The organism is Barnesiella sp. An22 (genome assembly GCF_963931395.1).
Lineage (GTDB): Bacteria > Bacteroidota > Bacteroidia > Bacteroidales > Barnesiellaceae > Barnesiella > Barnesiella merdigallinarum.
In genome coordinates, this window is record NZ_OZ007014.1 from 2,368,535 (window position 1) to 2,393,283 (window position 24,749).

Below are 24,749 nucleotides of genomic sequence, written 5' to 3' on the forward strand. Positions count from 1 at the left end.
ATATTTACTTAAAAAAATCGGCACGAAGATACAAAAAAAAGCTGTAACCATGAAAGAAACAGCTTTATATTCTTTTCCGAAAGAAAATCATACGACCCCGTTACAAGTCGAGCGGAGCCTCTACCCACTCGCCCCGGCTCAACTGCCACACGGCGGTGTAGCCGGCACGGGCCAAGGCGTGCAGGGCTTCGGGGCGGCCGGCATTGATTTTGGCCGGATAGTGTGCATCGGAGTTGACAACTACCCGGATGCCCATCCGGTGCATCTGCTCGAAATAGTCTTCGTTGGGGAAGAAGCGGCCGCGCGTGGCAAAGGCCTTGGTGTTGACCTCGACCAGCAGGTGGCGCGAAGCGATTGCCTCGAGGTAGTCGTTCACCAGCTGCCGGTACCACGCCTCACGGTCAAGTCCGGGCCGATAGAGCGAGGCATTGAGCCCTATCTTGTCGAGGTGCCCCAGAAAGTCGAACCCGCCCAACTCGATCAGGCGGAACGAACTGCGGTAGAAGCGACGCACCGCCTCGTCGACATCGCCCCCGAAATAGGTATCGACGTAGCCTCTGAAGCGGTCGGGAGAGCCGTCGGTGTCGATAGGAGTTCCGTCGGGGGTGACGATGTAGTGCACCGACCCGATGCGGTAGTCGAGCGGCAGCTCCTGAAAGTAGGGAATCGAGGGGTTGAAGGTGTCGTCGAGAAAGTCGATTTCGAGCCCCACATAAAGCTCTATCTTCGACGCATAGAGCGATTTAAGCCGATGAAACTCATCGAGATAGTCGGCCAGCCGCTCCCGGTGCATGTTGCAGTTGTTGGCCACCGGGAAGGGGGCGTGCGACGATATGCCGTACGAGGCAAAGCCCTCGGCAACGGCCTCCTCGACAAAGTCAGCCATGGGGGCGTGCCCGTCACAAAACTCACAATGCGAATGATAATTGGTCAACAGATTCATATCATCTTCTTAAAGATTCACGGCCCGGCAGCGAGCGTTTGAACCGAACGAACAAAACGGTTATCGCCAGCGTGACGACAAAGGCTGCACCCAGCGAAACACCGTAGGGAAGCCGGAGCCCTTCGCGGGCAAAGAGTATATAGGTAACCGTCACCAGGGTCATAAACAGGGCCGGGACAAAGGTAATCCAATAGCATTTGCGTTCGCGGGCCAACCACACGGTGAGGGCCCACAGGGTGAAGACGGCCAGCGTCTGGTTGCACCAGGCGAAGTAACGCCACAGCACCTCGAAGTCGATCATCATCACCAGCCAGGCCAGGGCAAAGATGGGGAGCGACACCAGCACCCGGTTGCGTATCTTCTTCTGGGAGATGTGCAGGAAATCGGCCGCAATCAACCGGGCCGACCGCAGAGCCGTATCGCCCGAAGTAATGGGAGCGGCAATCACACCGAGCATGGCCAGAATACCGCCGAAGGTACCCAACCACCCTACCGATATGTCGTTGACCAGAATGGCCGGGGTCTTACCCGTCAGATAGCCGGAGAGCGCGGCAAACGACCCGTCGAAGAAGGCGATGGCGGCAGCCGCCCAGATGAGGGCCACGATACCCTCGACCACCATGGCGCCATAGAATACCCGGCGGCCCATCTTCTCGTTTTTCAGGCAGCGGGCCATCATGGGCGACTGGGTAGCGTGAAAGCCCGATATGGCTCCACACGCTATCGAGATGAACATCATGGGGAATATGGGATTCACGTCGGCATCGGGCCGGGTGTAGGCCATGGCTTCGGTAAACTCGGGCAGACTGTCAGGGCGCAGGAAAAGCGACACCATGATGCCGATGGCCATAAAGAGCAGGGCAAACCCGAAAATCGGGTAGAGCCGCCCGATGAGCTTGTCGATAGGCAGCAGCGTAGCCAGTATATAGTAGCCAAAGATGATGGCAACCCACAGGGTCGTGGTGGTACCTTCGCCCGTGAGCAGGTCGAGCAGATTGGCAGGATTGATGACAAAGACAGCCCCCACAAGCACCATCAGGAGCAGCGAGAATACCCGCATCACCTGCTTGATGCCCACTCCCAGTTCGTCTCCTACGAGTTCGGGAAGGCTGGCGCCGTTGCGCCGCACCGAGAGCATACCCGACAGATAGTCGTGCACGGCTCCACCGAAGATGGTACCGAAGACAATCCACAGGTAGGCCGAAGGACCGTAGAGGATTCCCATGATAGCCCCGAAGATAGGGCCCAGCCCGGCGATGTTGAGGAACTGTATGAGGAAAACTTTCCACGTGGGCATGGGGATATAGTCAATCCCGTCGGTCGAAGCATAGGCGGGGGTCGTCCGGCTCGGCTCTACGCCAAACACCTTCTCGACCCAGGCACCATACACAAAATAGCCTGCAACCAGCAGCAACAGGGCAATACAAAAGGTTATCATACTACAAATATACTTCTGCTTGTCAAATACTCTTTCACGAAAGAAGAATCTCGCACTCTTTCAAAATGCCATTGATACAAATCGAACGAAATCTTTATCGCCTCTTTTTCATGGAATCGTACAAAGGTAAAACCTTTTTATCATTCCGACAACCTATTCAAAAGAAAAAAGCCGCCATTCCTGCGAGAATGACAGCTTCCTAAGTTTTTATGACGCTATTCACTCCTTCACCGGGAGCACCTCGATCCAATAGTCGTCGGGGTCGTGAATGAAGTAGAGCCCCATCGCCTCGTTTTCGAAGCAGACGCAGCCCATCTCCTTGTGGAAGGCCCGCACCTGGTCGTAGTCGCCCTCGACCCGCACACACAGGTGGCTCTCGTTCTCGCCCAGTTCATAGGGCTGGTCGTGGTCGCGCAACCAGGTGAGTTCGAGCAGGAAGGGCGACACGCCGTCGGAGAGATAGACCAGCACGAACGAGCCGTCGGCAGCCTCTTTACGGCTTACCTCATAAAAGCCCAACGCCTTGTGATAGAAGGCAATGCTACGGTCGAGGTCGGTCACATTTACATTGAAGTGGTCGAATTTCGATTTTATCTCCATAGTCGTAGTATAAATTATAGAATGATTATAGAATAGTTATTGAATAGTCACACTGTCGCCCGTATGGCTCAACAGCACGAAGTCGGCCCCGTGCTGCCGGGCTATGGGTGCAAAGGCTTCGGCCTTGGCGACTGCGGGATAGAAGTGCATGGGCACGAAGAGCCCTACCTCGAACCGCTCGACAAACTGCCGGGCGCCCCGCATGTAGTCGCTGCCCAGCCGGGCATCGACGGGAAACATGGCCACGTCGAACCGGGCCACCGTCTGCCCCAGGTAGTCTAGCTCGGCCCGATAGGCGGCCTCGGCTTCGCGCACCTCCTCCTCGGTCGACTCGTCCGTCCAGTGCCAGTTGTTCAGGTCACCGGCATGAAATATCACACGGCCGCCGGTCTCGACCTCGAAAGAGGCGCCCAGGTCGGTCGACCCGAAGGCGGTCACCCGCACCCGCTCGTCGGCAAACGACTCGCCCCGGCTCAAAAATGCCGCGTTGGGCAGATGGACCAACTCGCTGCGGCTGTCCATCTCGCGGGGAAACAGGTAGCAGATGCGGCTGTTCAGCCGGCTCCAGGTCAATATCTCGGGGTTGTAGTGGTCGCGATGCTCGTGCGACACCAGCACATAGAGCGGCTCGCCACGGCGAAGCACCTCGTCGAGGATGGCCTCGCCCCCGCGATAGTAGTCGAAAACGACGGCAAAGCCATCGGCCTCGAGCAAAAAGCCACTGTGAAAAAGATAGGTCAGTTTCATCGTCTTACACTTTTCATGAAAAACGTATATACAACACGCTGCGGGTTACGCAGGTTTACCGATAAGTTTACTGGCCAACGCCTCGGCACAACGCTCGCCGTCGATGGCGGCCGACACGATGCCGCCGGCATATCCGGCCCCTTCGCCACAGGGATAGAGCCCTTGCAGGCGAATATGGGTCATCGACTCGCGGTCGCGAGGTATTCGTACCGGCGACGAGGTGCGGGTCTCTACCCCAATCATCACCGCCTCGCGGGTGAGGAACCCGTGTGATACCTTGCCGAAGTACTTGAATCCCTCCTGCAAACGGGTGACGATGAAGGGGGGCATCCAGAAGTGCAACGGCGAGGCGATAAGCCCCGGCGAATAGGAAGAGCGAGGCAAGTCGTAGGAGTTGCGGCGGTTCACGAAATCGGTCATACGCTGGGCGGGAGCCGTCTGTTTGCAGTTGCCGTTGAGATAGCACTGGCGCTCGAGGTCTTCCTGAAACTTGATACCGGCCAGCACGCCATAGGCCGAGAAGCGGTCGGCAAAATCTTCGGGCTGCAGCTCGACCACCATGCCCGAGTTGGCCCAGACCGAACCGCGGGTCGAAGGCGACATGCCATTGACCACAATCTGTTCGGGCCCGCTGGCGGCCGGCACCACAAAGCCGCCGGGACACATGCAGAAGGAGTAGACCCCCCGCCCGTTCACCTGGGTGACAAAACTGTATTCGGCAGCCGGCAGGTACTTGCCCCGGCCGTGTGGATTGTGATACTGTATGGAGTCTATGAGTTGCTGGGGATGTTCCAGACGCACACCCACGGCGATACCCTTGGCCTCGAGCTCTACCCCCTTGTCGTGCAGCATGTAGTAGACATCGCGGGCCGAGTGGCCGGTGGCCAGAATGACGGGGCCGGTATACTCCCGCCCGTCGGCCGTGACGATGCCCCGCACCTCGTCGCCCTCGATTATGAGGCTATCCATGCGGGTCTCGAAGTGGACTTCGCCCCCCGACTCGACGATGCGGTTGCGCATGCGCTCGATGACGGCGGGCAGTTTGTCGGTGCCGATATGCGGATGAGCATCGGAGAGAATCGATACCGAAGCGCCATGCTGGCAAAAGATTTGCAGAATGCGGTCTACGTTGCCCCGCTTCTTGCTGCGGGTGTAGAGCTTGCCGTCGGAGAAGGCACCTGCCCCACCCTCGCCGAAACTGTAGTTCGACTCGGGGTCGATGCGCTGCTCGCGACTGATGCGGGCAATATCCTTGCGACGGTCGTGCACGTTCTTTCCCCGCTCGACCACGATAGGGCGCACCCCCAGTTCAATCAGACGCAGGGCGGCAAACAATCCGGCCGGGCCGGCTCCTACCACCACTGCCTGCGGCTTACCCGATACATCGCCATAGTCGATGCGGGGAAACTCGTCGTCCTGCGGGAACTCGTTGATGTACAGGCGCACCTTCAAATTGACCATAACGGTGCGCTGGCGAGCGTCGATCGAGCGCTTCAGCACCCGCACGCTCTTTACCGTGCGTATATCTATTCCTTGCTCACGAGCCACATAGGCCGCTATATTCTGTTCGTTGGCAGCCTGCTCGGGCAAAATTCGTAATTGCAATTCCTGAATCATAATCTTCTTTCTGTTTTATCCGAAGAGTTGACGGAAGGCCTCCTCGACCTTGCGCACCGGAATCAACTCGATGGAGAGCTTCGAGGTGTCGAAACCCTTGATGTTGTTCTGCGGGATAAGCATGCGTTTGAATCCCAGCTTCTCGGCCTCGAGGATGCGCTGCTCGATGCGGTTGACGGGACGTATCTCGCCCGAGAGGCCCACCTCGCCGGTCATGCAGGTGCCGGTCTCGATGGCCATATCCATGTTCGACGAGAGGATGGCACTGATGACCCCCAGGTCCATGGCCGGGTCGTTCACCTTGATGCCGCCCGCGATATTGAGGAATACATCTTTCTGAGCCAGTTTGAACCCCACCCGCTTCTCGAGCACGGCCAACAGCATGTTCATGCGCCGCAGGTCGAAACCCGTGGCCGACCGCTGGGGCGTGCCGTATGCAGCGGTGCTCACCAGAGCCTGCGTCTCGATCAGGAAGGGGCGCACCCCCTCGATGGTGACGGCGATGGCTACACCGCTCAGCCCCTCGTGGTCTTGCGTAAGCAGCATCTCCGAGGGGTTCGAGACTTCGCGCAAACCGTTCTGCCGCATCTCGTAGATGCCCAGTTCCGACGTGCTGCCGAAACGGTTTTTGATCGAGCGCAATATGCGGTACATGTAATGCCGGTCGCCCTCGAACTGCAGCACCGTGTCGACTATGTGCTCGAGCACCTTGGGGCCGGCAATGCTCCCCTCTTTGTTGATATGCCCCACGAGCAGCACCGGCGTGTTGGTCTGCTTGGCAAACTTCAGCAGCGAGGCGGCACACTCGCGCACCTGCCCTACACTGCCGGGCGACGACTCCATGGCCGTGGTGGCGATGGTCTGTATCGAGTCGATGACCACGATGTCGGGGTCGACGTTGCGGATGTGTACGAAAATATCTTCGAGCGAAGTCTCGCACACGATATAGCAGTCGGGAGCACTGCCGCCAATGCGCTCGGCGCGCAGCTTCAACTGGCGGGCACTCTCCTCGCCCGATACATATAATATTTTATAGCCTTTCAGCCCCAGGACGGTTTGCAGGATAAGGGTCGACTTGCCTATGCCCGGCTCGCCGCCGATAAGCACCAGCGACCCGCGCACGAGACCGCCGCCCAGCACCCGGTTGAGTTCGCCGTTTCCCAGGTCGATGCGCGACTCCTCGGTCACCTGTATGTCGTCGATGCGTTGCGGACGCACCCGATTCTCACCCGAGAGGCTGTATCCGCTGCCCGACGAGGCGGCAGGCTTCGTGCTCACCACCTCCTCGACGTAGGTATTCCATTCGCCACACACGGGACAACGGCCTATCCATTTGGCCGACTCGGCCCCGCAATTATTGCAATAGTAAACCGATTTTGTCTTTGCCATATTTTACGATACGATTTGCCTCCGGCGAAACTCGGCACAGGTAATGGCTGCCGCCATGGCGACGTTGAGCGATTCGGAGGTAGGTTGTCCAGCCGGATAGCTGGGGATATAGAGACGGCTCCCGATGTAGGGCTCGAGCTCGGGCGATATGCCGTTGCCCTCGTTGCCCATGACGATGACACCCCGGGGAGTCAGGGTTGAACGATAGAGGTCGACCCCGTCGAGAAAGGTGCCGTAGACCCTGGTGCGGTCCATTGAACCGAGAAAATCGGCCAACGGGGTATAGTAAAGGCGCACCCGGGCCAAGGCCCCCATCGTGGCCTGTACCACCTTGGGGTTGTAGAGGTCGGCCGTCTCGGGCGAGCAGACGATGTGCCGGATGCCGAACCAGTCGGCCAGGCGCACAATTGTACCCAGATTGCCAGGGTCCTGCACGGTGTCGAGAGCCAGCACCAGCTCCTGGCGCAGGGCCTCCACATCGAGCCGATAGCGGGGTATGCGGTAGATGGCCATCACGTCGGTGGGGGTCGTGAGTTGCGACACCTTCGCCATCTCCTGCTCGGTCACCTCCTGCACTGGCCGGTCGAACGCGCGGGCATGCGCATCGATCCACCGGCGGGTAGCCAGCAGCGTGTCACACTCGAAGGCCGCCCAGGTATCCTCGACCAGTTTGTGACCCTCGGCTATGAAACAGCCTTCGTCGCGCCGTCCTTTCTTACGGGCGAGCGATTGTATGCGTTTGATTTGATTTTTACTAAGCATCGCTTATCCGATAATTCGATAACAATAGAGCCCCCGACCGAGACCAGCCCACGCGTCACGCCCCTCAATCCCGGGCGTTCATAATCCAGGCATTTTCAAAAAGGGGCTGCTCCTTGACCAGTTGCGAGAGGTATTGACGGGCCTCTTCGAAATCGTTGAACGAGGCCACATAGAGCCGCGCCTTCCGCGCCGTCTCATAGATGTGCAGGTCGCACGCAACGCCCTGCTGGCGGAAACACTCAATCTGTTTCTCGGCCAATCGTTTGGAGGGAAGCGACGAAACTATGATGTAATAGGTATCGGCAGTAGCGGGTGCATCGGCTGTGATGGCCGTCGTCTCCTCGGCGGCAGGAGCAGTTTGCTGCGACTCGGCCCGAGTGTCGGGCACGTCGCCTTCGTCGAGAAGTTGGGCCGTATCGCCGGCCGTACCGAAGAGTTCGGCCGAGAGCAAACCGGCGTAGTTGACGGTGGTATCGGGGGTATGGACGGGCTTCGACAGCATCAGCAGAAAGACGATGACCGCCGCAGCTACAGCCACGGCCCGCAACGTGCGACGCGGGAACGAAATGTAGATGCGGTCGGGAGTCTTCGCCTCTTCGACCACGGCCACTTCGTTTTCGACCTCGGGCTCTTCCAGCAGATTCACCTCGACCGGGGCAAACCCGAACCGGGGATATTCGACAAAATTGGCCTCATCGGCACAGAAACTCAACCCGCCGTCGCGCTGTACGAAACGGCCCAGCCGACCCAACCGATATTCGCCATCGGCCTCGATGGCCCGGCGAATGGAGCCGACCTCGCCGTCGAGGGCTTCGCGAGCCTCGTCGTACGACAGAAAACCGGCACGCATCACCGAGCGGAGCAACCGCTCGTCGTCGCCTGTCTCGCCGGGGAGAAACCCGATACTCCGCACCGGGGGCAAAAACGAACTCCCGTCGGGCAGCAGTCGAGCTTCGCGGTAAGTAACCGTAAACACACCCAACCCGGGCACCGAAACCCGGTCGTTGTGCAGCAACAAATATTCAATATGACGCGCCAGTTCAATCATACAACAAAGGTACGCATTTTCTTTCGTCGGCGCAATAGGTGGGGAAAAAATCTTTACATTCTTTCGGCGGCAATCAGGGTCTGCCTCCTGCACGGAACAGACGAACCTACCCGCTACTCCTCTTGCCGGAGCAACTGCTCGGCCGACTCCCGGTCGTACCCCAGCTCGACAGCCCGCTTCAAATCGGCCTTGGCCGACTCCCGTTCATACCGGGCCAACTTGCCCAACGCCCGCAACACATAGACCACCGGGTCGTCGGGGTCGAGCTCCATGGCCTTCTCTATATCCTTGTCGGCCTTGGCATACTGCCCGGCAAAGAGGTAGGCTTCGGCCCGCCCCACATAGAGAATCTCCTTCTCGGGGTTGAACTTGATGACCTGCGAATAGACCTCGATGGCCTCGGGGTAGTAGCCCATCACCTTCAGCAGCGAAGCAAAGCCGATGCGACCGTTGGCACTGGCGGGATTGATTTTGAGCAACCGCTCGAAGTCGGCCCGGCTCGAAATCGTATCGCCCCGCCCCAGCTCGATAAGTCCCCGCTGGTAGAGGGCATCCTCGTCGGAGTCGTCGATCATCAATATCTGGCTGTAGTCGTTATAGGCCAAGTCGATGCTGTCGATTTCGGAGTATAGGGCCGCCCGGTTGCGCAGCAGCGTGACCGAGTTGGGGGTCATCAGCAGACCGTTGGAGTAGCTTCTGAGCGCCTCGTCGTATTTGCCGGCATAGCGCTGCACGGTGCCCAGATTCGACATCAGCAGCGAGTTCTGGCCGTTGGCCGGTTCGGTACGCAACGCACTCAGCAGGGCATGCTCGGCCCCGGCCCAATCCTTGGCCTTGATGCAACTGTCGGCCTTCTCGACCCACTGGTAATAGCTTTGCGCCCACAGCCCCAAAGGCAAGAGTAGAATCAAAAACAAAAATCCAAGTTTTTTCATACCCGATATTTTACCTAACAAAGGTACAGGTTTAGACCTTATTCTCCCACTCCGGGATTCTAAAAAGTACTCAAAAAAAACAGTCCTTGAAAAAATTTCTGTTATTTTTGCGAATTATGAAGAGATTCGATACAATATTCCTTTTCCGCCCGAGCCTTTGGGATCTGTTTTTGCTGGTAGCCGTCGCCTCGCTTCTGACCGCATGCTGCAAAGACGACGAGCCCGAGCCTGTCCCCGTAGACCGCACGGTGCTGGTCTACATGCTCTCCGACAACAGCCTGGGCTACTACGGGTATGACACGCAAAACATCAAAGAAATGCTGCAGGTGGCCCAGGCCGGCGAACTGAACGGCGGCAATCTGATTATCTATCGCGACGGTGGCGACGCCAATCCGCAACTGATTCAGATAAAGCGCGATGCCTCGGGGCAGGCCCAAAAGGTGATTGTGAGGGAGTACCCCAACCGCAACTCGGCCACCGGCGAAGTGTTGAGTGCAATCGTCGACGAGACCATCGAGCTGTTCCCCGCCTCGGAGTATGGCCTGATACTCTGGTCGCACAGCACCGGATGGGTGCCGGGCAACTCATCGTTGGCCCTCTCGCGCAAACGGTGGACGGGCCCCCTTACCCGCTCGTTCGGGCAAGACGGTTCAAACTACATGGAGCTCGACGAACTGGCCAGGGCCCTGCCCGACCATCGGTTCCGGTTCATCCTCACCGACGTCTGCTTCATGGGTAGCGTCGAGTGCGCCTACCAGTTGCGCAACAAGACCGACTACTACATAGGCTCGGCTGCCGAGGTGATGGGGACCGGCATGCCCTATACGCTCACCATCCCCCTGCTCTTTGACTACCGGCTCGACCTGAGCAGCGTGTGCCACGCCATCTATACCTACTACGACGGACTCTCGGGGGCCTATCGGACAGCTACCACCAGCCTGATTGACTGCAGCAAACTCGAGGTGCTGGCCGACGCCACACGCACCATCTTCGCAGCCCACAGCGAGGAGGCCGCCCCCGACCTCACCCAGGTGCAGCACTTCGACCGCCAACGGCCCTACATCTGTTTCGACCTGCGCGACTACCTGTCGAAAATTGCTACGGCCGACGAGATGAGCCTGCTCGACCAGGCCCTGGCCGCTACCGTAATCTACCGGGCGGCCACCCCCTCGATTCTGGGAACAGTGCCCGTCAACACGCACTGTGGCTTGAGCACCTATGCCTTGGGAAGCGGCGACGCAACCCTCGACAGCTACTACACCACCCTCGACTGGTACCAACAGGTCTACCCGATTGCCAATTAAGAAACCAATAAAAACCATTAACTCTATATTTTACGTATGTCTATTCTCAATTCGCTATTGACCTTGTGGGCACAAACGCCCGACCTGCCGGCTCCCGAAGAGGTAGCCCAAACCTGGCAACAAAAGCTCTCGTCGCTTTCGTCGCTTTCGTTCGAGCAATTCATGGAGCAAGCCATCTCGGCCATTTTGCACGGTCTGGTGAAGGTAGCCATCGCTCTGGCCGTCTTCTTTATCGGCAAGTGGATTATCAACCGCATCCACAGCTTCGTGGCCAAAGCCTTCGTCCGCCGCAACGTGGAGCTCTCGCTGCGCACCTTCCTGCTGAGCCTCATCCGCATCATACTCATGCTTATCCTCATCGTCATCGTCATCGGTATCCTGGGCATCAACACCAGCTCGTTCCTGGCCATCTTTGCCTCGGCCGGTCTTGCCGTAGGTATGGCACTGAGCGGCACGCTGCAAAACTTTGCCGGCGGGGTGATGATTCTCCTCTTCAAGCCCTACAAGGTGGGCGACTTCATCGAGGCGCAAGGCTACTCGGGTACCGTCAAGGAGATACAGATATTCAACACCATACTCAACACACCCGACAACAAAACCATCATCATACCCAACGGCGGGCTCTCGACCGGCAGCCTCAACAACTACTCGAAAGAGGGGCGCCGCCGCGTAGACTGGAAGATAGGCATCGCCTATGGCGACGACTTCGACACGGCCCGCACGGTCATCCTGCAACTGCTCGCGGCCGACAAACGGGTACTGACCGAACCGGCCCCGTTCGTGGCTCTGAGCAGCCTGGCCGACAGCGCCGTCGAGGTGACCGTTCGCGCCTGGGCTGCCGCCAGCGATTACTGGGGTGTCTATTACGATTTCAACGAGCAGGTATACAAACAGTTCGAGAAGTACAACCTGCACTTCCCCTACCCGCAAGTCGATGTGCACATGATCGACCAGTAACCGGTACGACACAAACACATTATCCCCGGGAGGCAACCTGCAAGATGGTTGCCTCCCGTTTTTTTTCAAGGAAATAGCCCCCACTCGTATACAACGGTCGGCCGTTTATTCGTATATTCGTGCCCTAAAAAAGAGACGATACGATGATACGCGAGGTTACCCCACACGATGCCGACGCCATTACGGCCATCTACAACGAATATATACTGCACAGCACCATCTCGTTCGAGACCGAACCGCTCACCCCCGAAGCCATGCGCGACCGCATCGTCCACATCGCCGACCACTACCCCTACTTCGTAGCCGAAGAGGCGGGCACCGTAGTCGGATACTGTTATGCCCACCCCTGGAAAGAGCGGGCCGCCTACGGCCACACGCTCGAAACTACCGTATACCTGTCGCCGCTCGGCCAAAACAAGGGATTGGGCCGGGAACTCATGCTCCGTCTTATCGAGGAGTGTCGCCGGCAGGGCTATCGGGCCCTGATTGCCTGCATCACCGGCAACAACGAGGCCAGCCGCGCCTTCCATGCCCGGCTCGGGTTCGAACAGGTATCGCTCTTCAAAGAGGTAGGCCATAAATTCGGGCAGTGGCTCGACGTAGTCGACTACGAGTTGCTGCTGGCTCCACAAGCCGCCCCCGACCGAACCGAATAAAGGACGTTAAAATTTTGAAGATTTACAATTTTAATACGCAAAAGCGGTTCAACATTGAATGTCTTTTTATAACTTTACGCCAATAATGAGGTGAAAAAGGACTGTCTGTAAGCAATTACATCTCCTGCTCATTGCTATATAAATGTGGACAAGGCAGATAATAGCTTGGCCGAGGTCCATTTTTCCCGCTGGACACCATCGGGCTGTCGGACTTTTAACAGCCGGTCGCTGCGGGAACCGAGAGCGATAAAAAATAAAAAAAATATAAATGATAAGTAAATGGAATTACTTACCCCTAACATCCAACCAACAACAGATAGCCCAGAGATTAGAGGCCCGATACCCACGGGTCCCTGCGCTCTGTAAACTACTGACTCAACGAGGGGTAACTTCTGTCGCCGAAGCGGAGAAGTTTTTCAAACCCCAACTGTCCGATCTGCATGACCCGTTCCTCATGCGAGATATGGAGAAAGCGGTAGTTCGGCTCAACCGCGCATTAGGGAGTAAAGAAAAAATTATGATTTATGGCGATTACGACGTGGACGGAACGACGGCCGTATCGCTGGTATACAAGTTTTTGCAGAATTTCTACTCGGGGCTCGACTACTACATCCCCGACCGCTACGACGAGGGTTACGGCATCTCCGACAAGAGTATCGACTATGCCGCCCAGAACGGCATCACGCTCATCATCGCCCTCGATTGCGGCATCAAGGCCGTGGAGAAGATTGCATACGCCAAGAGCAAAGGCATCGACTTCATCATCTGCGACCACCACATGCCCGACGACCAGTTGCCCGACGCCGTGGCTATCCTCAACCCCAAACTCGAGGGAGAGACTTACCCCTACAAACATCTGTCGGGCTGCGGCGTGGGGTACAAGTTCATGCAGGGTTTTGCCCTGAACAACGGCATCGACATAGCCGCCGACCTGGAACCGCTGCTCGACCTGGTGGCCGTGAGCATCGCCTCAGACATCGTGCCCATCACCGGCGAGAACCGCATCCTGGCCTATCACGGCCTCAAGCGGCTCAACTCCAACCCCAGCATGGGACTGCGCGGCATCCTGAAGGTGTGCGGACTGAACAACAAAAACATCACCATCAGCGACATCGTCTTCAAAATCGGGCCCCGCATCAACGCCTCGGGTCGCATGCAGTCGGGCAAAGAGGCGGTAGACCTGCTGGTGGCCAAAGATATGGCCGGCGCCCTCGAAAAGAGCCAGAACATAGACCAGTACAACGAGAACCGCAAGGAGCTCGACAAGCGCATCACCGAAGAGGCCAGCAAGATACTCGAAGAGCATGTCGACATCAACCACCGCAAATCGATTGTCATCTACAACAAGGATTGGCACAAAGGCATCATCGGCATCGTGGCCTCGCGCCTGACCGAACTCTACTACCGCCCGGCCGTGGTGCTCACCCTCTCCGACGGACTGGCTACCGGCTCGGCCCGCTCGGTACAGGGATTCGACATCTACAAGGCGGTGGAGTCGTGCCGCGACCTGCTCGAGAACTTCGGCGGCCACACCTACGCCGTGGGGCTCTCGATGAAGGAGGAGCACATCAAGGAGTTTACCGCCCGCTTCGAGGAGCATGTGGCCAAACACATCCTGCCCGAACAGATGGAGCCGCAAATCGACATCGACACCGAAATCGACTTCAACGAAATCACCCCCGAGTTCTTCGCGCTGCTCAAGCAATTCAACCCCTTCGGACCCGGTAACCAGAAGCCCATTTTCAGCACCCGGCACGTGACCGACTATGGCACGAGCCGGCTCGTGGGCAAGAAAAACGAACACGTGAAACTGGAGTTGGTCGATAGCAAGTCCAAGAATATCATGAACGGCATCGCCTTCAACATGAGCCGTCACTTCGACCACATCAAGGCAGGCAAACCGTTCGACATCTGCTACACCATCGAAGAGAATACCCACAACAGCGGATCGATACAACTCTTTATCAAAGATATACGCCCCTCGGAATAACCGAGCGGAGGCTAAACCGCATCACGGCAGAGGCACGGCAACCGACCCGGATACCGTGCCTCTGCTGTTTTTATCGGCTTCCGCTATCATGCCAGGCCCCCTACCGATTTGCGGCTTTGCTCCAATTTTCGTCACCCGATTTCTATATCGTAATAGATAAAATTGTATTTTTGCAGTCGATTTTCAAGGAAAGGCATGCAAGAGCTTATCTACGAAATATTGAAGAAGTATTGGGGATACGACCGTTTCCGCCCTATGCAAGAGGAGATTATCACCTCGCTGCTCGACGGACACGACACGCTGGGACTCATGCCTACCGGCGGGGGCAAGTCGCTCACCTTCCAGGTACCCACCCTCTGTCGCGAAGGGCTCTGCCTTGTCATCACTCCCCTCGTGGCCCTGATGAAAGACCAGGTCGACAACCTGCGCGCCCGGGGCATACGAGCCGCCTGTATCCACGCGGGCATGTCGCGCCGCGAGATGGTGGTCACCTTCGACAACTGCCTCTACGGACGATTCAAGTTTCTCTACATCTCACCCGAACGCATCGACACCGAGCTCTTCACGGCCCGCATCAAGGGGTTGCCGGTCTCGTTTATCGTCGTTGACGAGGCACACTGCATTTCGCAATGGGGCTACGACTTCCGCCCCGCCTACCTGAAGATTGCCCAGATACGCCACACCCTGCCTCACGTTCCCGTGCTGGCACTCACCGCCACGGCAACCCCGCGCGTGGCCGAGGATATACAACAGAAACTCGACTTTCACGACGGGCGCGTATTCCGCACCCCCTTCACCCGCCCCAACATCTCGTATGTCGTGCGGCAGGGCGAGGACAAGATGCAGCAACTGCTGCGCATCCTCACCCGGGTGCCCGGCAGCGCCATCGTCTATGTGCGCAACCGCAAGCGCACCAAAGAGGTGGCCGAGGGGTTGACGCGGGCCGGCATCTCGGCCGACTACTACCACGCCGGTCTGGGACAGGAGGAGAAGAACGAGAAGCAGCGCCGGTGGAAAGAGAACGAAACGCGGGTAATGGTATCGACCAACGCCTTCGGCATGGGTATAGACAAGCCCGATGTGCGGGTGGTGGTGCATCTCGACATGCCCAACGCTCCCGAAGAGTATTTTCAGGAGGCAGGCCGGGCCGGTCGTGACGGGGCCCGCGCCTACGCCGTGCTGCTCTATGCCCGGCGCGACAAGGCCAACCTGCACAAGCGGCTCACCGAGGAGTTTCCCGACAAGGAGTTTGTGCTGAAGGTCTACGAGCGAGTGAGCAACTTCCTCGAGATTGCCCTCGGTTGCGGCATGGATTCGATATTCGAGTTCAACCTGAAGCGCTTCTGCACCACCTTCAACTACACCGCCACGCCGGTGCTCAATGCCTTGAAAATACTCACCATATCGGGCTACATCGAGTTTATCGAAGAGACCGACACCCTCTCACGCGTGATGATTCTGGTGCACCGGGAGGAGCTCTACAACCTGCGCGACTGCGACCCGCAGACCGACCGCGTGCTGCAATGTCTGTTGCGCTCCTACACCGGGCTCTTTGCCGACTACATATACATTCACGAAGATCCGCTGGCCCAGCGGCTCGGCATCGACCAGCATGCCGTCTACGAAGCACTGCTCAAGCTGAACCGTCTGCATGTGCTCCACTACGTGCCCCGGCGGCGCACCCCCTACATCGTCTACACCCGCGAACGCATGGAACCCCGCTACGTGCACATCACCCGCGAGGCCTACGAAGAGCGACGCAAACGCATGGCCGACCGCATCGAGAGCATGATTACCTATGCCACCTCGACCCGCTGCCGGCAACAGATGCTGCTCGAATACTTCGGAGTGAAAAGCGACTACGAGTGTGGCTGTTGCGACAACTGCATCGAACGGCGCAAACACGAGCGCCCCTCGATACAGCGCCCTGCACAGATAGCCCGGGCCGTGCAGCAGGTAATCGGCACCGGCACCGTAAGCCGCAACCGGATAGTCGACTCGCTCCCCTATCCCGAGGACGAAGTGATCGAAGCCCTGCGCTTCCTGCGAGATGAAGGATTCGTCGTCTGCGAAGACGAAATTCATTATAAAAACAAGGAATAAAAAGAGATAAAAAAAAGATTTAGGTATTTAGGTATTAACAAGTAAGGTTTTAAGAAAATGATTAAAGGTTTTTGCTACATCATGCTCTTCTATGTACTGGGAGAGATGGTAAGCCTGCTCATCGGGAAACTCATTCCCGGCAGCGTGTGCGGCATGATACTGCTGTTCCTGGCACTCACCCTCAAGTGGGTACGTCCGCGCGACGTCGACAAGGCCGCCTCGGCCCTCACCCGCAACATGGCCCTCTTCTTCGTCCCCGCCAGCATCGGACTCATGCACGAGTACAAGATACTCATGAGCAACTGGGTGGTCCTGCTCACCGTCTCGGTAGTGACTACACTGCTGGTCATCATCGTGGTGGGAGTCACCGAAGAGCATCTCGACCGCAAACTGTCGCACAAGAAAGGAGGGATTGAACAATGAACGCCATATTCTCCTCCACGCCCTTCATCCTGCTGCTGGTTCTGGGCAGCTATCTGGCCGGTTGCAAACTGCATCAGAAAAAACATATCGCCCTCTTTCACCCCCTGCTGGTAGCTATGGTGCTCATCATCGCGCTACTCTCGCTGCTCGACATCGACTACGACACCTTCTGCGCCGGCAGCAGCTTCATCAGCTTCCTGCTGGGCCCCTCGGTCGTTGCCCTGGGATACGCCCTCTACGAACAGATCGAGCAGATACGGGGCAAAGAGATTCCCGTGCTCACGGCCGTCTTTGCCGGAGGTATCGTGGGCATCGTGAGTGTCATCGCCATCTGCCGCATAATGGGAGTCGACGAAGCCATCACCTCGTCGCTGCAACCCAAGTCGGTTACGATACCCATCGCCATCTCTCTCTCGGAGCATTCGCACGGCATCCCCTCGCTCACGGCCGTCATCGTATTTGGTTGCGGATTGCTGGGCGGCATCATCGGCCCGGCCGTACTCGACCGCTGCCACGTCAACAGCCGCGTAGCCCGCGGTCTGGCCCTGGGTTCGGCCGCCCACGGACTGGGTACCGCCCGCGCCATCGAGCTGGGAGCCGTCGAAGGTGCCATCAGTGGCCTGGCCATCGGTCTGATGGGGGTCATCACCTCGCTCCTCATCCCGGTGTTCGAAACCCTCATGCGCTGACAATCACTCCCCACGACCGTGAGCCGTGGGCTCCAGAGCGAAAAATAAATAGAATATTTTGGGGCTAACCCTTGTATATTCCAATAAAAGGCACTATCTTTGCAACGCTTTTACAAAAAGCACCAAGGTTAGATTCGCTAGCTCAGCTGGTAGAGCACAACACTTTTAATGTTGGGGTCCTGGGTTCGAGCCCCAGGCGGATCACGGAAGAGAGGTCTTCAATGGTGAAGACCTTTTCTTTTTAATTTGCACAAAGCTGCTGGCATTCAATTCTTTGCATTCTCTTTTTGAGCAGCATACAAGGTGGTAACACCATCAAAAAAAACGAGAAAAAGCGACACACTTGGACGTAAAAATCCCCTTTTGGACGGGTTTTGTGTTACCATAGCTGTGTTACCAATCTCACAAATGTGTTACCATTATGAGTAAGTACGTAAGACTGTTCTTCAACCGGAAGAAGAAAGCCACGGCAACAGTGGCAGGAGCTATCGAAATCGTGGTTTGTTTACAGCGTGAACGCTGTTATTTCCATTCAGGACATAGCGTTACCATTGCCCAATGGGAGAATGGAACTGTGGTAAATCATCCTCGTGCTGTTGTCATCAACGAGGACATCCAAAAGAAAGTAACCGAATTTGAGCATATCCTTATCGCCATGCAGGTGAATAAGGACGACATGACCATCTCTCAATTCAAAACTTATTTGAGTGCGGACGGCGGCAACCGACGTAACTTCATGGCTTGGCTTAGGGAGCGTATCAATAACCGTCCGCTTCGTGAAGGTACTCGTAAAGGGCATTTCACCACCTATAAGGCTCTTGAACGGTTCGGTAAGTTTAAGACCTTTGACGATGTAACCCTGCAACACATCTATCAGTTCGACCTTTTCATAAGGGAAGAACAGACCTACACAACCAAAGGGAAACCAATCATCAGAAGTCAGGCTGCCATCCACAATTACCACAAGCGGTTCAAGTCGTATGTGTCCGAGGCTTTCCGTCTTGGGCTTATCAAAGAAAACCCCTACGAGCGTTTTCAAGACAAGCGTGGTGAGAAAAGCGACCGCCCTCATCTCACAGAAACACAACTGAAAAAGTTAATCCGTATGCGGGAGGAAAGCACAGATGCAGTAATGAACAGGTATCTTGACTTTTTCCTTTTCCAGACGTTCACAGGCATGGCATACAGCGATGCTAAATCGTTTGATTACGACCAGCATGTCGTTTCTATTGACGGCAAAGACTACATTGATGGGCATCGCATAAAGACAGGGAATGAATTTGTTACGCCCATTCTACCCATCACGCGGAAGATATTGGAACGAAACAACTACAAGATGGAGATAACCTCCAATCAGAAGTACAACCAATTTCTTAAAGGCATAGGCTTGGCTCTCAGTTGTTCTTTTCCTTTAACCACACATATAGCCCGTCATACATTCGCCTGTACGGTGGCTCTTGGGCAAGGCATTTCCAAAGAAGTTCTACAAATTATGATGGGGCACACTTCCATAAGGACGACTGAAATTTATGCAAAGCTGCCCATGCAATATGTTTCGCAGAACATTGGGGATAAGATGTTCAGGGCATGGAAATAAAGATGACCATTCCACATAAAAGTCTAAAGTGCTGATATTGATAGGGGGTCGTTGAAATGACGCCCCCCCTTCTTGTAATTCTCCATTCGCATTTTAATAGATGATTCTTATTTTCTAATAGGGGGTGACCAAAATGGACACCCCCTTGGATATCAATCACTTTGATTGAATCTGGGATAACAAAGATTTTGAGGAATTATTGGCTGACTATAAAAACAAGTGAATTGTGAATATGAGGTGAAATGAGTAGTAAAATCCCACTGTGTGATAAAATAAGGCTTAAATAGTTGATTTTTCCCAGAATAAAATGGTTTATCTTAGAATTTTACTACCTTTGTATTTGGCTGGAGGCGACTCTTGCCAGACATACGATAAATCAAAGAAGCGTTATGCTTGTCTTGTGATTGGAAACGTAGGAAATTTTCAATTGTGCACAAGAGATGGCATAGTGGTTCTCACGCTATAGCGTGGGCTGCTATTTCCATATCCGTGCACAGGTTTTTCCTACGACCTCCAATCAGACGTGGCATCGCAGTTCCACGCTTTGGTGTAAAATAATATGAGGTCTTCGGGGACTGGGAGACAATGTTTTGATTATGACAGAAATAGAGTCACCAGTTAACAAATACATAGATGTTTACATCAACAACTATGTAAGGCAATTTCGCAACTTCATCACAAGCAATTACATAGTTAATATAGGTGGTGTTGCAGGTTTTATTGCTGCAGACGACCATGATTTGTCCTTTCTTCTTCGCAAATTGCAAACGTATGGTTTTGAAGTGACAATATCCAACGGGCAAGATACCATAGATGAAATACAAGTAGAATATACTATTAGAGGGAACGCAAATGATGAATTTTTTGGATACAAGATAGAAAACTTTGTATCGACAATATATTTGTCAAGTAAAACGGGAATTTCCATTGTCGGAATACTGGTTATGCAAATCATTTCACAGATTATGTGCAAGTCCAAGATTGTGTATAAGGCTGTCATTCTTGACCTTGACGATACGATATGGAAAGGGACTCTTGCAGAAGATGGTATCGATGCAATCAAACAAAATCTCCTTTCAAATGATGCAATTCCGTTTATTGGGTTTATGCGTTTCATACAAGCCTTAGCGAAAGAGCTTGGGTTGTACATTGCAATATGCTCACGCAATGACAATGAAAAAGTTCTGTCTGCCATTGATAGGCTTGATGAGAATGAATTTCCTCTTAAAGGTCAAATAGACTGTATTGTCGCCAATTATAACGATAAGAGCAAAAACATAAAAGCCATAGCACAAAAGTTATCAATATTAACAAGTGCTTGCGTTTTTATCGATGATAACAAAATAGTTCGTGACGAGGTAAGACAAAACTTGCCAGAGGTGTTTGTTCCTGATTGGGATAATCATGATGAACTTCTAACTTTACTTTTAACTTGTGGTGTCTTTGATAGATTTGAGCTTTCGTTGAAGTCAAGAAATCGTAAACGATTATATGCGGTCTTACAGCAAGAACGTGAGAAAAGTTATCTTCCGCAGTTACTTGTCAAGGTTAGTGATGACATAAACCATGTGGAAGCCATGCGCCTTTATGCAAAGTCCAATCAATTCAAGTTTTCAGAAAAAAAGCATTACGAAAAATGCAGGTCTCTAATTTTTGAGATATATAGAAGTAACGGTGAAAACTTGGGAGTTTGTTCTGCGGTAACTTATGCGGAGAACAAACAGAATATCCATGTACTAAACTGGGCTATCAGCTGTAGGTATTTTGAAATTGGACTTGAAGAATACATCTTGATGTACATTTTTGCTTTAGCAAATAATCGTACTATAACATTAGCTTTCGATGATACTGGGTTTAATGGAAAAGCCATTGAGTTGATAGACAAGTATAAAGATATTTTTATAGAGAATGATAAAGATGGAAATATATGTTTTGTTCCAAACAGGCAGTCGATAAACGACATGCAACTTAATACCAATCTAAAAGAATATTGCAATGGATAAAAAATACATTTATACAGTTGGTTACACCTTATTTCAAAAAGGTAATATCATAGATGTCAACCATTTGTTTGATACATTAAGAGAACATGGTGTAAATTTTTTGATAGATGTGCGTTCTGTTCCTTTTTCCAAGCAATATCCACAATGCAATGCAGATAACATGAAGATTGCAGGAAAGGAATTGGGCATACCATACATGAATATGCCGGAAATTGGTGCCAAAACCAGTAGTCAGCAAGAGGTATTTTCTAAGGCAGCGGACATCTTCTTCGAGCAAGAGGTTTTCCCCATAGCAAAAAGTTATCGTCCAGAGAAAACAGAATTGCTTGGTTCGGATGAGATTGTAGATTTTCGTAAATTTAGGCATGATGAGCATTTTGTAAGCGGATTAAAACGCATTGAAGATGCGTATGACAAAAATTACACCTTGTGCTTGATGTGCAGCGAAAAGAAACCGATGGATTGCCATAGATATTTTTTGGTGAGCAAAGCACTTGAACAAAGATACGGTGACTGGCTTGAAGTGAGGCATATCGTCGAAAAGCCTGATGGTGGAATCTACTTTATATCAAACTCGGATTTGGATAAGCAACTTGAAATATTCGTTTGCGAAAAGAAAAAAGTTCTGAACATGATGTTCAAGGAAGAAATCCTTGATAATTATTTCGGAAATACCGAGCAAGAAAAGCTCTATGACTTCTGCGATAGATATTGGAATTTATTACATGGATGGAAAAGGTTTAACTACAATAATACCGAGAACTATGATTAACTTATTCAACATTGGCTTTACAAAAAAAACTGCAAAAGAGTTTTTTGGAATCATCAAGGCAAACAAGATTGATTGCCTTGTGGATGTACGACTTAATCCTAATGGGCAATTATCACGCTTTGCATTTGAGCAAGATTTACCGTATTTCCTTTCAGAATTGGCAAATGGCTGTAAATATAAACACCGTGTGGACTTGGCACCGACTAAGGAATTACTGAAAGAGGTTAGAGATAAGTCTTGTCCTATGAGTAAGGATTACAAATTATTTGAGGTGGCATATAGGAAACAGCTTGAATACAAATCCAATATTTCCAACTTTGTTGAAGAGTTTGGAAAGTATGAAAATGTTGTGCTGCTATGCTCTGAGCCGACAAACGAAAAGTGTCACAGAAGAGTTCTTAGCGAGATGCTTCTCAATAAATTTAGAAACGATATTAAATTCGGAGGAAACCTATAATGAAAAAGCGAGTTTTTCTTCTTGCTGTCAGTTGCAAGAACGGAGGATTATGCCCTGGTGGCATTGATTTAGATAATCCTAAAGAGTGGATTCGTATTGTACGTGATGACGGTCAAGCTGGTGCAGTACAAGGGCATGAGATTGATTTTGCCCAACCGCTTGATGTGATAGAGTTTGACGGTCGTTCGATGCCACAGGGTAAACAAAAAGAGAACTGGGTGATTGACAATCATTCTTGTAGAAAGATTGGTACAGAGTCAATGAAGAGAGTTGTGCAAGCTTTCAGGGAATATGGCTATCATGGCTTTTGGAATAACGGTTATTCGTATTTGAGAGAGGATGAACTGGAAAATGTAACTCAACCGTCTGAATCTATATTATTGGTTTCAGATGTCAGACTTTATAAAAATGATTATGGCAAGGCTAAGATTGATTTCACATGGAGTGGGTTGCGTTATCCAATGAGAGGGGTGTCTTTGACTGACCAAGATTTTTACGATATATTGGATAATGAAGAAGTCTGTTATAAGTATGCCATTATTGTCATATCTATTCCCAAGGATGCCGACTGGACACATCCTGAAACAGGTGAAAGAAGGGCATATAAATTTGTCAGCAAGGTGTTTGGAAGCAATAAATAAATAATTTGAAACTTTACTAAGTACCCATTTTTTGAAGTGGAAGAAGCAAACTCACATCTATTCAGATATTGTACGTTTGGTGGTGTACTTTTAAGGTACATCATCTCATTTACATTCTGATATTATTTTGTATAGAATTGATTTTCCAGTCATATTTTCCATCTGCCACATCGCCAACCTCTTTAAGTGTATGGCGATGTTTTATTCCATCAACTGGCTGTCGTCTCTCCGCATAGTCACAAAGCCATGCGCCGACCATATTCTGCTGTTCGGTCGTTTCTCCGTACTCCTGCATCACGCTCTTGATGTCGGCGGCTTCGGACGGGGCGAAGAACGACTTGTGCTGCTCCGTGCCGAAATGGATAATCGCATCAATGGCTCGCCTAAATACCTCGCTTGCCTTGTAAAGCATATCGGCAAGCACGTTCAGAATATGCCTACTCGCTTTGAGCGTACTTTGCAACAGGCGGATGGTCTTGTCTTTCTCCGCCGTGGCCTGATTTACCGCTTGGCTGATGCGCTGCCGCTCGCCGTCCTTTTGTTCCTGAAGCTGCCGCAGTGCCTTGTCCCTTTCCATGCCAAGAGAGCGGCTTTGCACCAAAGCCCTGTCACGCTCCGCTTCGGCTTTCTGCTTTTCTGCGACCAATGCCTTTGTCCGTTCTTCCGCCTTTTCCTTTACGGCTTCGGCAAAGGCTTTCTTCATGCGCTCGTTCTCGGCTTTCAATTTGGCATTTTCCTTTTCGACCGCTGCGGACTTGCCGACCCCGACAAGGCTGCCGAAGCTGTTCAGTATGCTGTCCACTTTTGCCTTTCGCTCGTCTTTTAACTGTTTCTCCTTTTCGGCAATCTCGCTGTCGAGGGAATGGCGGTACTGCTCTTTCGCCTTGTTCTCGCCCTCCACGAATAAAAGTTCCGCTTCGGCTTCCTCCTTGGCGGCGATGGCTGCTTGCCTTGCGGCTTTCGCCTGTTCCGCTTCCTGTTTCTGCTTGGCGATGATGAAGTCCGTGCGCTCCAGATGTTTCTTGCCCGTCACCTCCTTTGAGGTGCCCCTTTCCATATCAAGACACTCAGCCAAAACCGTCTGCATCTCACTCATGGCTTTCTCGTCCAGTTTGCAGGACTTTCCCGTATCGTGGTTCATCCAGTCCCATACGATGTGAGCATGGAAGTTGGGCTTCCATGTGGCATTGTCGCCGGGTATTCCGTAATGTCCCTCGTCACGGTGGATGAACACTTGCAGGGCTGTGATTCCCCAACTCTGCTTACACACCTCGCAGAAGTGCCGCAGCTGTTCCATCGTGGTGTCGTCCTTGATGACGACCACGCCCTCCTTGAGCGGAGTGCTGCCACGGACAATGGTCACCTTGTCCGTCTTCTTGTTCACCCTTTCCCGGTCTTTGGTCTGCATCGCCCGTCCTGTCTTTTCCTTGACCATAGTGGCTATCTGATTGTAGCGGTCGGTGAGCGTGGCTTCACCGAAATCAGGTGATACCCATGCCTCGTTTCCTGCCATGAGGTCGGTACGGATGTAAAACTTCTCCTTGCGGATATTGGCGAGGTATTCCGCTGTCCGCTTGTTATGCGCTTCGCTGCTGCCGATGTTGCACGGCTTGATGTTGATGGATGTCTTCTGTGCCATAGGCTTGTCTGTATTTGGGTTTCACTTCGGGTTATTAGG

At 53.2% G+C, this 24,749-nt stretch carries 22 protein-coding genes and 1 tRNA gene; 13 read left to right on the plus strand and 10 right to left on the minus strand.

All coding sequences use genetic code 11. The annotated features are described in order from the left end of the window. Positions 1–100: 100 nt before the first annotated feature. From ABGT88_RS09840 to ABGT88_RS09880, 9 genes are all read right to left on the minus strand, one after another. Positions 101–943 (minus strand): histidinol-phosphatase, encoded by an 843-nt coding sequence (locus ABGT88_RS09840; RefSeq protein ID WP_298663084.1) that lies wholly within the window; start codon positions 941–943, stop codon positions 101–103. Between the two features lies 1 nt (position 944). Continuing rightward, the gene (locus ABGT88_RS09845; RefSeq protein WP_346701831.1) at positions 945–2,381 is read right to left on the minus strand and encodes a carbon starvation CstA family protein; all 1,437 of its coding nucleotides are present in this window, start codon (positions 2,379–2,381) and stop codon (positions 945–947) included. A 219-nt stretch (positions 2,382–2,600) separates the two neighbouring features. Then, on the minus strand, positions 2,601–2,981 hold the full coding sequence (locus ABGT88_RS09850) for a VOC family protein (protein WP_346701833.1): 381 nt from the start codon (positions 2,979–2,981) through the stop codon (positions 2,601–2,603). A 36-nt stretch (positions 2,982–3,017) separates the two neighbouring features. Continuing rightward, on the minus strand, positions 3,018–3,728 hold the full coding sequence (locus tag ABGT88_RS09855; protein ID WP_087409145.1) for an MBL fold metallo-hydrolase: 711 nt from the start codon (positions 3,726–3,728) through the stop codon (positions 3,018–3,020). 45 nt (positions 3,729–3,773) lie between these two features. Beyond that, positions 3,774–5,345: an FAD-dependent protein gene (locus ABGT88_RS09860; protein WP_346701836.1), complete on the minus strand. Its 1,572-nt coding sequence runs from the start codon at positions 5,343–5,345 to the stop codon at positions 3,774–3,776. Positions 5,346–5,360: 15 nt separating this feature from the next. Continuing rightward, positions 5,361–6,734: a DNA repair protein RadA gene (gene radA / locus ABGT88_RS09865; RefSeq protein WP_087409147.1), complete on the minus strand. Its 1,374-nt coding sequence runs from the start codon at positions 6,732–6,734 to the stop codon at positions 5,361–5,363. A gap of 3 nt (positions 6,735–6,737) precedes the next feature. After that, on the minus strand, positions 6,738–7,496 hold the full coding sequence (locus ABGT88_RS09870; protein ID WP_346701838.1) for an RNA methyltransferase: 759 nt from the start codon (positions 7,494–7,496) through the stop codon (positions 6,738–6,740). 64 nt (positions 7,497–7,560) lie between these two features. Continuing rightward, the gene (locus tag ABGT88_RS09875) at positions 7,561–8,544 is read right to left on the minus strand and encodes a hypothetical protein (RefSeq protein WP_346701840.1); all 984 of its coding nucleotides are present in this window, start codon (positions 8,542–8,544) and stop codon (positions 7,561–7,563) included. Positions 8,545–8,657: 113 nt separating this feature from the next. Further along, positions 8,658–9,479: a lipopolysaccharide assembly protein LapB gene (locus ABGT88_RS09880; RefSeq protein ID WP_087409150.1), complete on the minus strand. Its 822-nt coding sequence runs from the start codon at positions 9,477–9,479 to the stop codon at positions 8,658–8,660. Between the two features lie 116 nt (positions 9,480–9,595). Between ABGT88_RS09880 and ABGT88_RS09885 the strand changes: the two genes are divergently transcribed. The 13 genes from ABGT88_RS09885 (at position 9,596) to ABGT88_RS09945 (ending at position 23,071) form a co-directional block, all read left to right on the plus strand. Beyond that, entirely contained in the window at positions 9,596–10,783 is a 1,188-nt protein-coding gene (locus ABGT88_RS09885; protein WP_346701842.1) for a clostripain-related cysteine peptidase, read from the plus strand. Positions 10,784–10,819: 36 nt separating this feature from the next. Next, positions 10,820–11,740: a mechanosensitive ion channel family protein gene (locus ABGT88_RS09890; protein WP_087409152.1), complete on the plus strand. Its 921-nt coding sequence runs from the start codon at positions 10,820–10,822 to the stop codon at positions 11,738–11,740. 143 nt (positions 11,741–11,883) lie between these two features. Further along, complete coding sequence (locus ABGT88_RS09895; protein WP_346701844.1) at positions 11,884–12,396, plus strand: N-acetyltransferase family protein; 513 nt, start codon at positions 11,884–11,886, stop codon at positions 12,394–12,396. A gap of 268 nt (positions 12,397–12,664) precedes the next feature. Next, positions 12,665–14,386 carry a single-stranded-DNA-specific exonuclease RecJ gene (recJ, locus tag ABGT88_RS09900; protein ID WP_087409154.1) on the plus strand — a complete coding sequence of 574 codons (1,722 nt, stop codon included), beginning with the start codon at positions 12,665–12,667 and terminating at the stop codon, positions 14,384–14,386. Between the two features lie 195 nt (positions 14,387–14,581). After that, positions 14,582–16,489 carry an ATP-dependent DNA helicase RecQ gene (locus ABGT88_RS09905; protein WP_346701846.1) on the plus strand — a complete coding sequence of 636 codons (1,908 nt, stop codon included), beginning with the start codon at positions 14,582–14,584 and terminating at the stop codon, positions 16,487–16,489. A gap of 57 nt (positions 16,490–16,546) precedes the next feature. After that, positions 16,547–16,912, plus strand: coding sequence for a CidA/LrgA family protein (locus tag ABGT88_RS09910; protein ID WP_346701848.1), 366 nt, complete (start codon positions 16,547–16,549; stop codon positions 16,910–16,912). After that, positions 16,909–17,601: an LrgB family protein gene (locus ABGT88_RS09915; RefSeq protein WP_298663074.1), complete on the plus strand. Its 693-nt coding sequence runs from the start codon at positions 16,909–16,911 to the stop codon at positions 17,599–17,601. The genes ABGT88_RS09910 and ABGT88_RS09915 overlap by 4 nt, the downstream gene beginning before the upstream one ends. Positions 17,602–17,732: 131 nt before the next feature. Further along, positions 17,733–17,805 (plus strand) — tRNA-Lys (locus tag ABGT88_RS09920). A 217-nt stretch (positions 17,806–18,022) separates the two neighbouring features. Then, complete coding sequence (locus ABGT88_RS09925; protein ID WP_346701850.1) at positions 18,023–19,198, plus strand: site-specific integrase; 1,176 nt, start codon at positions 18,023–18,025, stop codon at positions 19,196–19,198. A gap of 596 nt (positions 19,199–19,794) precedes the next feature. Beyond that, the gene (locus tag ABGT88_RS09930; RefSeq protein ID WP_346701852.1) at positions 19,795–21,201 is read left to right on the plus strand and encodes an HAD-IIIC family phosphatase; all 1,407 of its coding nucleotides are present in this window, start codon (positions 19,795–19,797) and stop codon (positions 21,199–21,201) included. Further along, the gene (locus ABGT88_RS09935; RefSeq protein ID WP_346701854.1) at positions 21,194–21,973 is read left to right on the plus strand and encodes a DUF488 domain-containing protein; all 780 of its coding nucleotides are present in this window, start codon (positions 21,194–21,196) and stop codon (positions 21,971–21,973) included. Before ABGT88_RS09930 ends, ABGT88_RS09935 begins: the two co-directional genes overlap by 8 nt. Next, complete coding sequence (locus tag ABGT88_RS09940; RefSeq protein ID WP_346701856.1) at positions 21,966–22,430, plus strand: DUF488 domain-containing protein; 465 nt, start codon at positions 21,966–21,968, stop codon at positions 22,428–22,430. Before ABGT88_RS09935 ends, ABGT88_RS09940 begins: the two co-directional genes overlap by 8 nt. Then, the gene (locus tag ABGT88_RS09945; protein WP_346701858.1) at positions 22,430–23,071 is read left to right on the plus strand and encodes a dual OB domain-containing protein; all 642 of its coding nucleotides are present in this window, start codon (positions 22,430–22,432) and stop codon (positions 23,069–23,071) included. The genes ABGT88_RS09940 and ABGT88_RS09945 overlap by 1 nt, the downstream gene beginning before the upstream one ends. Before the next feature lie 109 nt (positions 23,072–23,180). On the opposite strand, the gene ABGT88_RS09950 is transcribed toward ABGT88_RS09945, so the two are convergent. Further along, on the minus strand, positions 23,181–24,710 hold the full coding sequence (locus tag ABGT88_RS09950) for a mobilization protein (RefSeq protein WP_346701860.1): 1,530 nt from the start codon (positions 24,708–24,710) through the stop codon (positions 23,181–23,183). Positions 24,711–24,749 lie beyond the last annotated feature (39 nt).

Excerpts from the sequence above, each read along its gene's own strand:
- ABGT88_RS09890 (WP_087409152.1), top strand. The coding sequence starts at position 10,820 with ATGTCTATTCTCAATTCGCTATTGACCTTGTGGGCACAAACGCCCGAC.
- ABGT88_RS09850 (WP_346701833.1), bottom strand. The coding sequence starts at position 2,981 with ATGGAGATAAAATCGAAATTCGACCACTTCAATGTAAATGTGACCGAC.
- ABGT88_RS09915 (WP_298663074.1), top strand. The coding sequence starts at position 16,909 with ATGAACGCCATATTCTCCTCCACGCCCTTCATCCTGCTGCTGGTTCTG.
- recJ (WP_087409154.1), top strand. The coding sequence starts at position 12,665 with ATGATAAGTAAATGGAATTACTTACCCCTAACATCCAACCAACAACAG.
- ABGT88_RS09925 (WP_346701850.1), top strand. The coding sequence starts at position 18,023 with ATGAGTAAGTACGTAAGACTGTTCTTCAACCGGAAGAAGAAAGCCACG.
- ABGT88_RS09875 (WP_346701840.1), bottom strand. The coding sequence starts at position 8,544 with ATGATTGAACTGGCGCGTCATATTGAATATTTGTTGCTGCACAACGAC.
- radA (WP_087409147.1), bottom strand. The coding sequence starts at position 6,734 with ATGGCAAAGACAAAATCGGTTTACTATTGCAATAATTGCGGGGCCGAG.
- ABGT88_RS09940 (WP_346701856.1), top strand. The coding sequence starts at position 21,966 with ATGATTAACTTATTCAACATTGGCTTTACAAAAAAAACTGCAAAAGAG.
- ABGT88_RS09880 (WP_087409150.1), bottom strand. The coding sequence starts at position 9,479 with ATGAAAAAACTTGGATTTTTGTTTTTGATTCTACTCTTGCCTTTGGGG.
- ABGT88_RS09885 (WP_346701842.1), top strand. The coding sequence starts at position 9,596 with ATGAAGAGATTCGATACAATATTCCTTTTCCGCCCGAGCCTTTGGGAT.
- ABGT88_RS09945 (WP_346701858.1), top strand. The coding sequence starts at position 22,430 with ATGAAAAAGCGAGTTTTTCTTCTTGCTGTCAGTTGCAAGAACGGAGGA.
- ABGT88_RS09845 (WP_346701831.1), bottom strand. The coding sequence starts at position 2,381 with ATGATAACCTTTTGTATTGCCCTGTTGCTGCTGGTTGCAGGCTATTTT.
- ABGT88_RS09840 (WP_298663084.1), bottom strand. The coding sequence starts at position 943 with ATGAATCTGTTGACCAATTATCATTCGCATTGTGAGTTTTGTGACGGG.
- ABGT88_RS09855 (WP_087409145.1), bottom strand. The coding sequence starts at position 3,728 with ATGAAACTGACCTATCTTTTTCACAGTGGCTTTTTGCTCGAGGCCGAT.
- ABGT88_RS09895 (WP_346701844.1), top strand. The coding sequence starts at position 11,884 with ATGATACGCGAGGTTACCCCACACGATGCCGACGCCATTACGGCCATC.
- ABGT88_RS09860 (WP_346701836.1), bottom strand. The coding sequence starts at position 5,345 with ATGATTCAGGAATTGCAATTACGAATTTTGCCCGAGCAGGCTGCCAAC.
- ABGT88_RS09905 (WP_346701846.1), top strand. The coding sequence starts at position 14,582 with ATGCAAGAGCTTATCTACGAAATATTGAAGAAGTATTGGGGATACGAC.
- ABGT88_RS09910 (WP_346701848.1), top strand. The coding sequence starts at position 16,547 with ATGATTAAAGGTTTTTGCTACATCATGCTCTTCTATGTACTGGGAGAG.
- ABGT88_RS09870 (WP_346701838.1), bottom strand. The coding sequence starts at position 7,496 with ATGCTTAGTAAAAATCAAATCAAACGCATACAATCGCTCGCCCGTAAG.
- ABGT88_RS09935 (WP_346701854.1), top strand. The coding sequence starts at position 21,194 with ATGGATAAAAAATACATTTATACAGTTGGTTACACCTTATTTCAAAAA.
- ABGT88_RS09950 (WP_346701860.1), bottom strand. The coding sequence starts at position 24,710 with ATGGCACAGAAGACATCCATCAACATCAAGCCGTGCAACATCGGCAGC.
- ABGT88_RS09930 (WP_346701852.1), top strand. The coding sequence starts at position 19,795 with ATGACAGAAATAGAGTCACCAGTTAACAAATACATAGATGTTTACATC.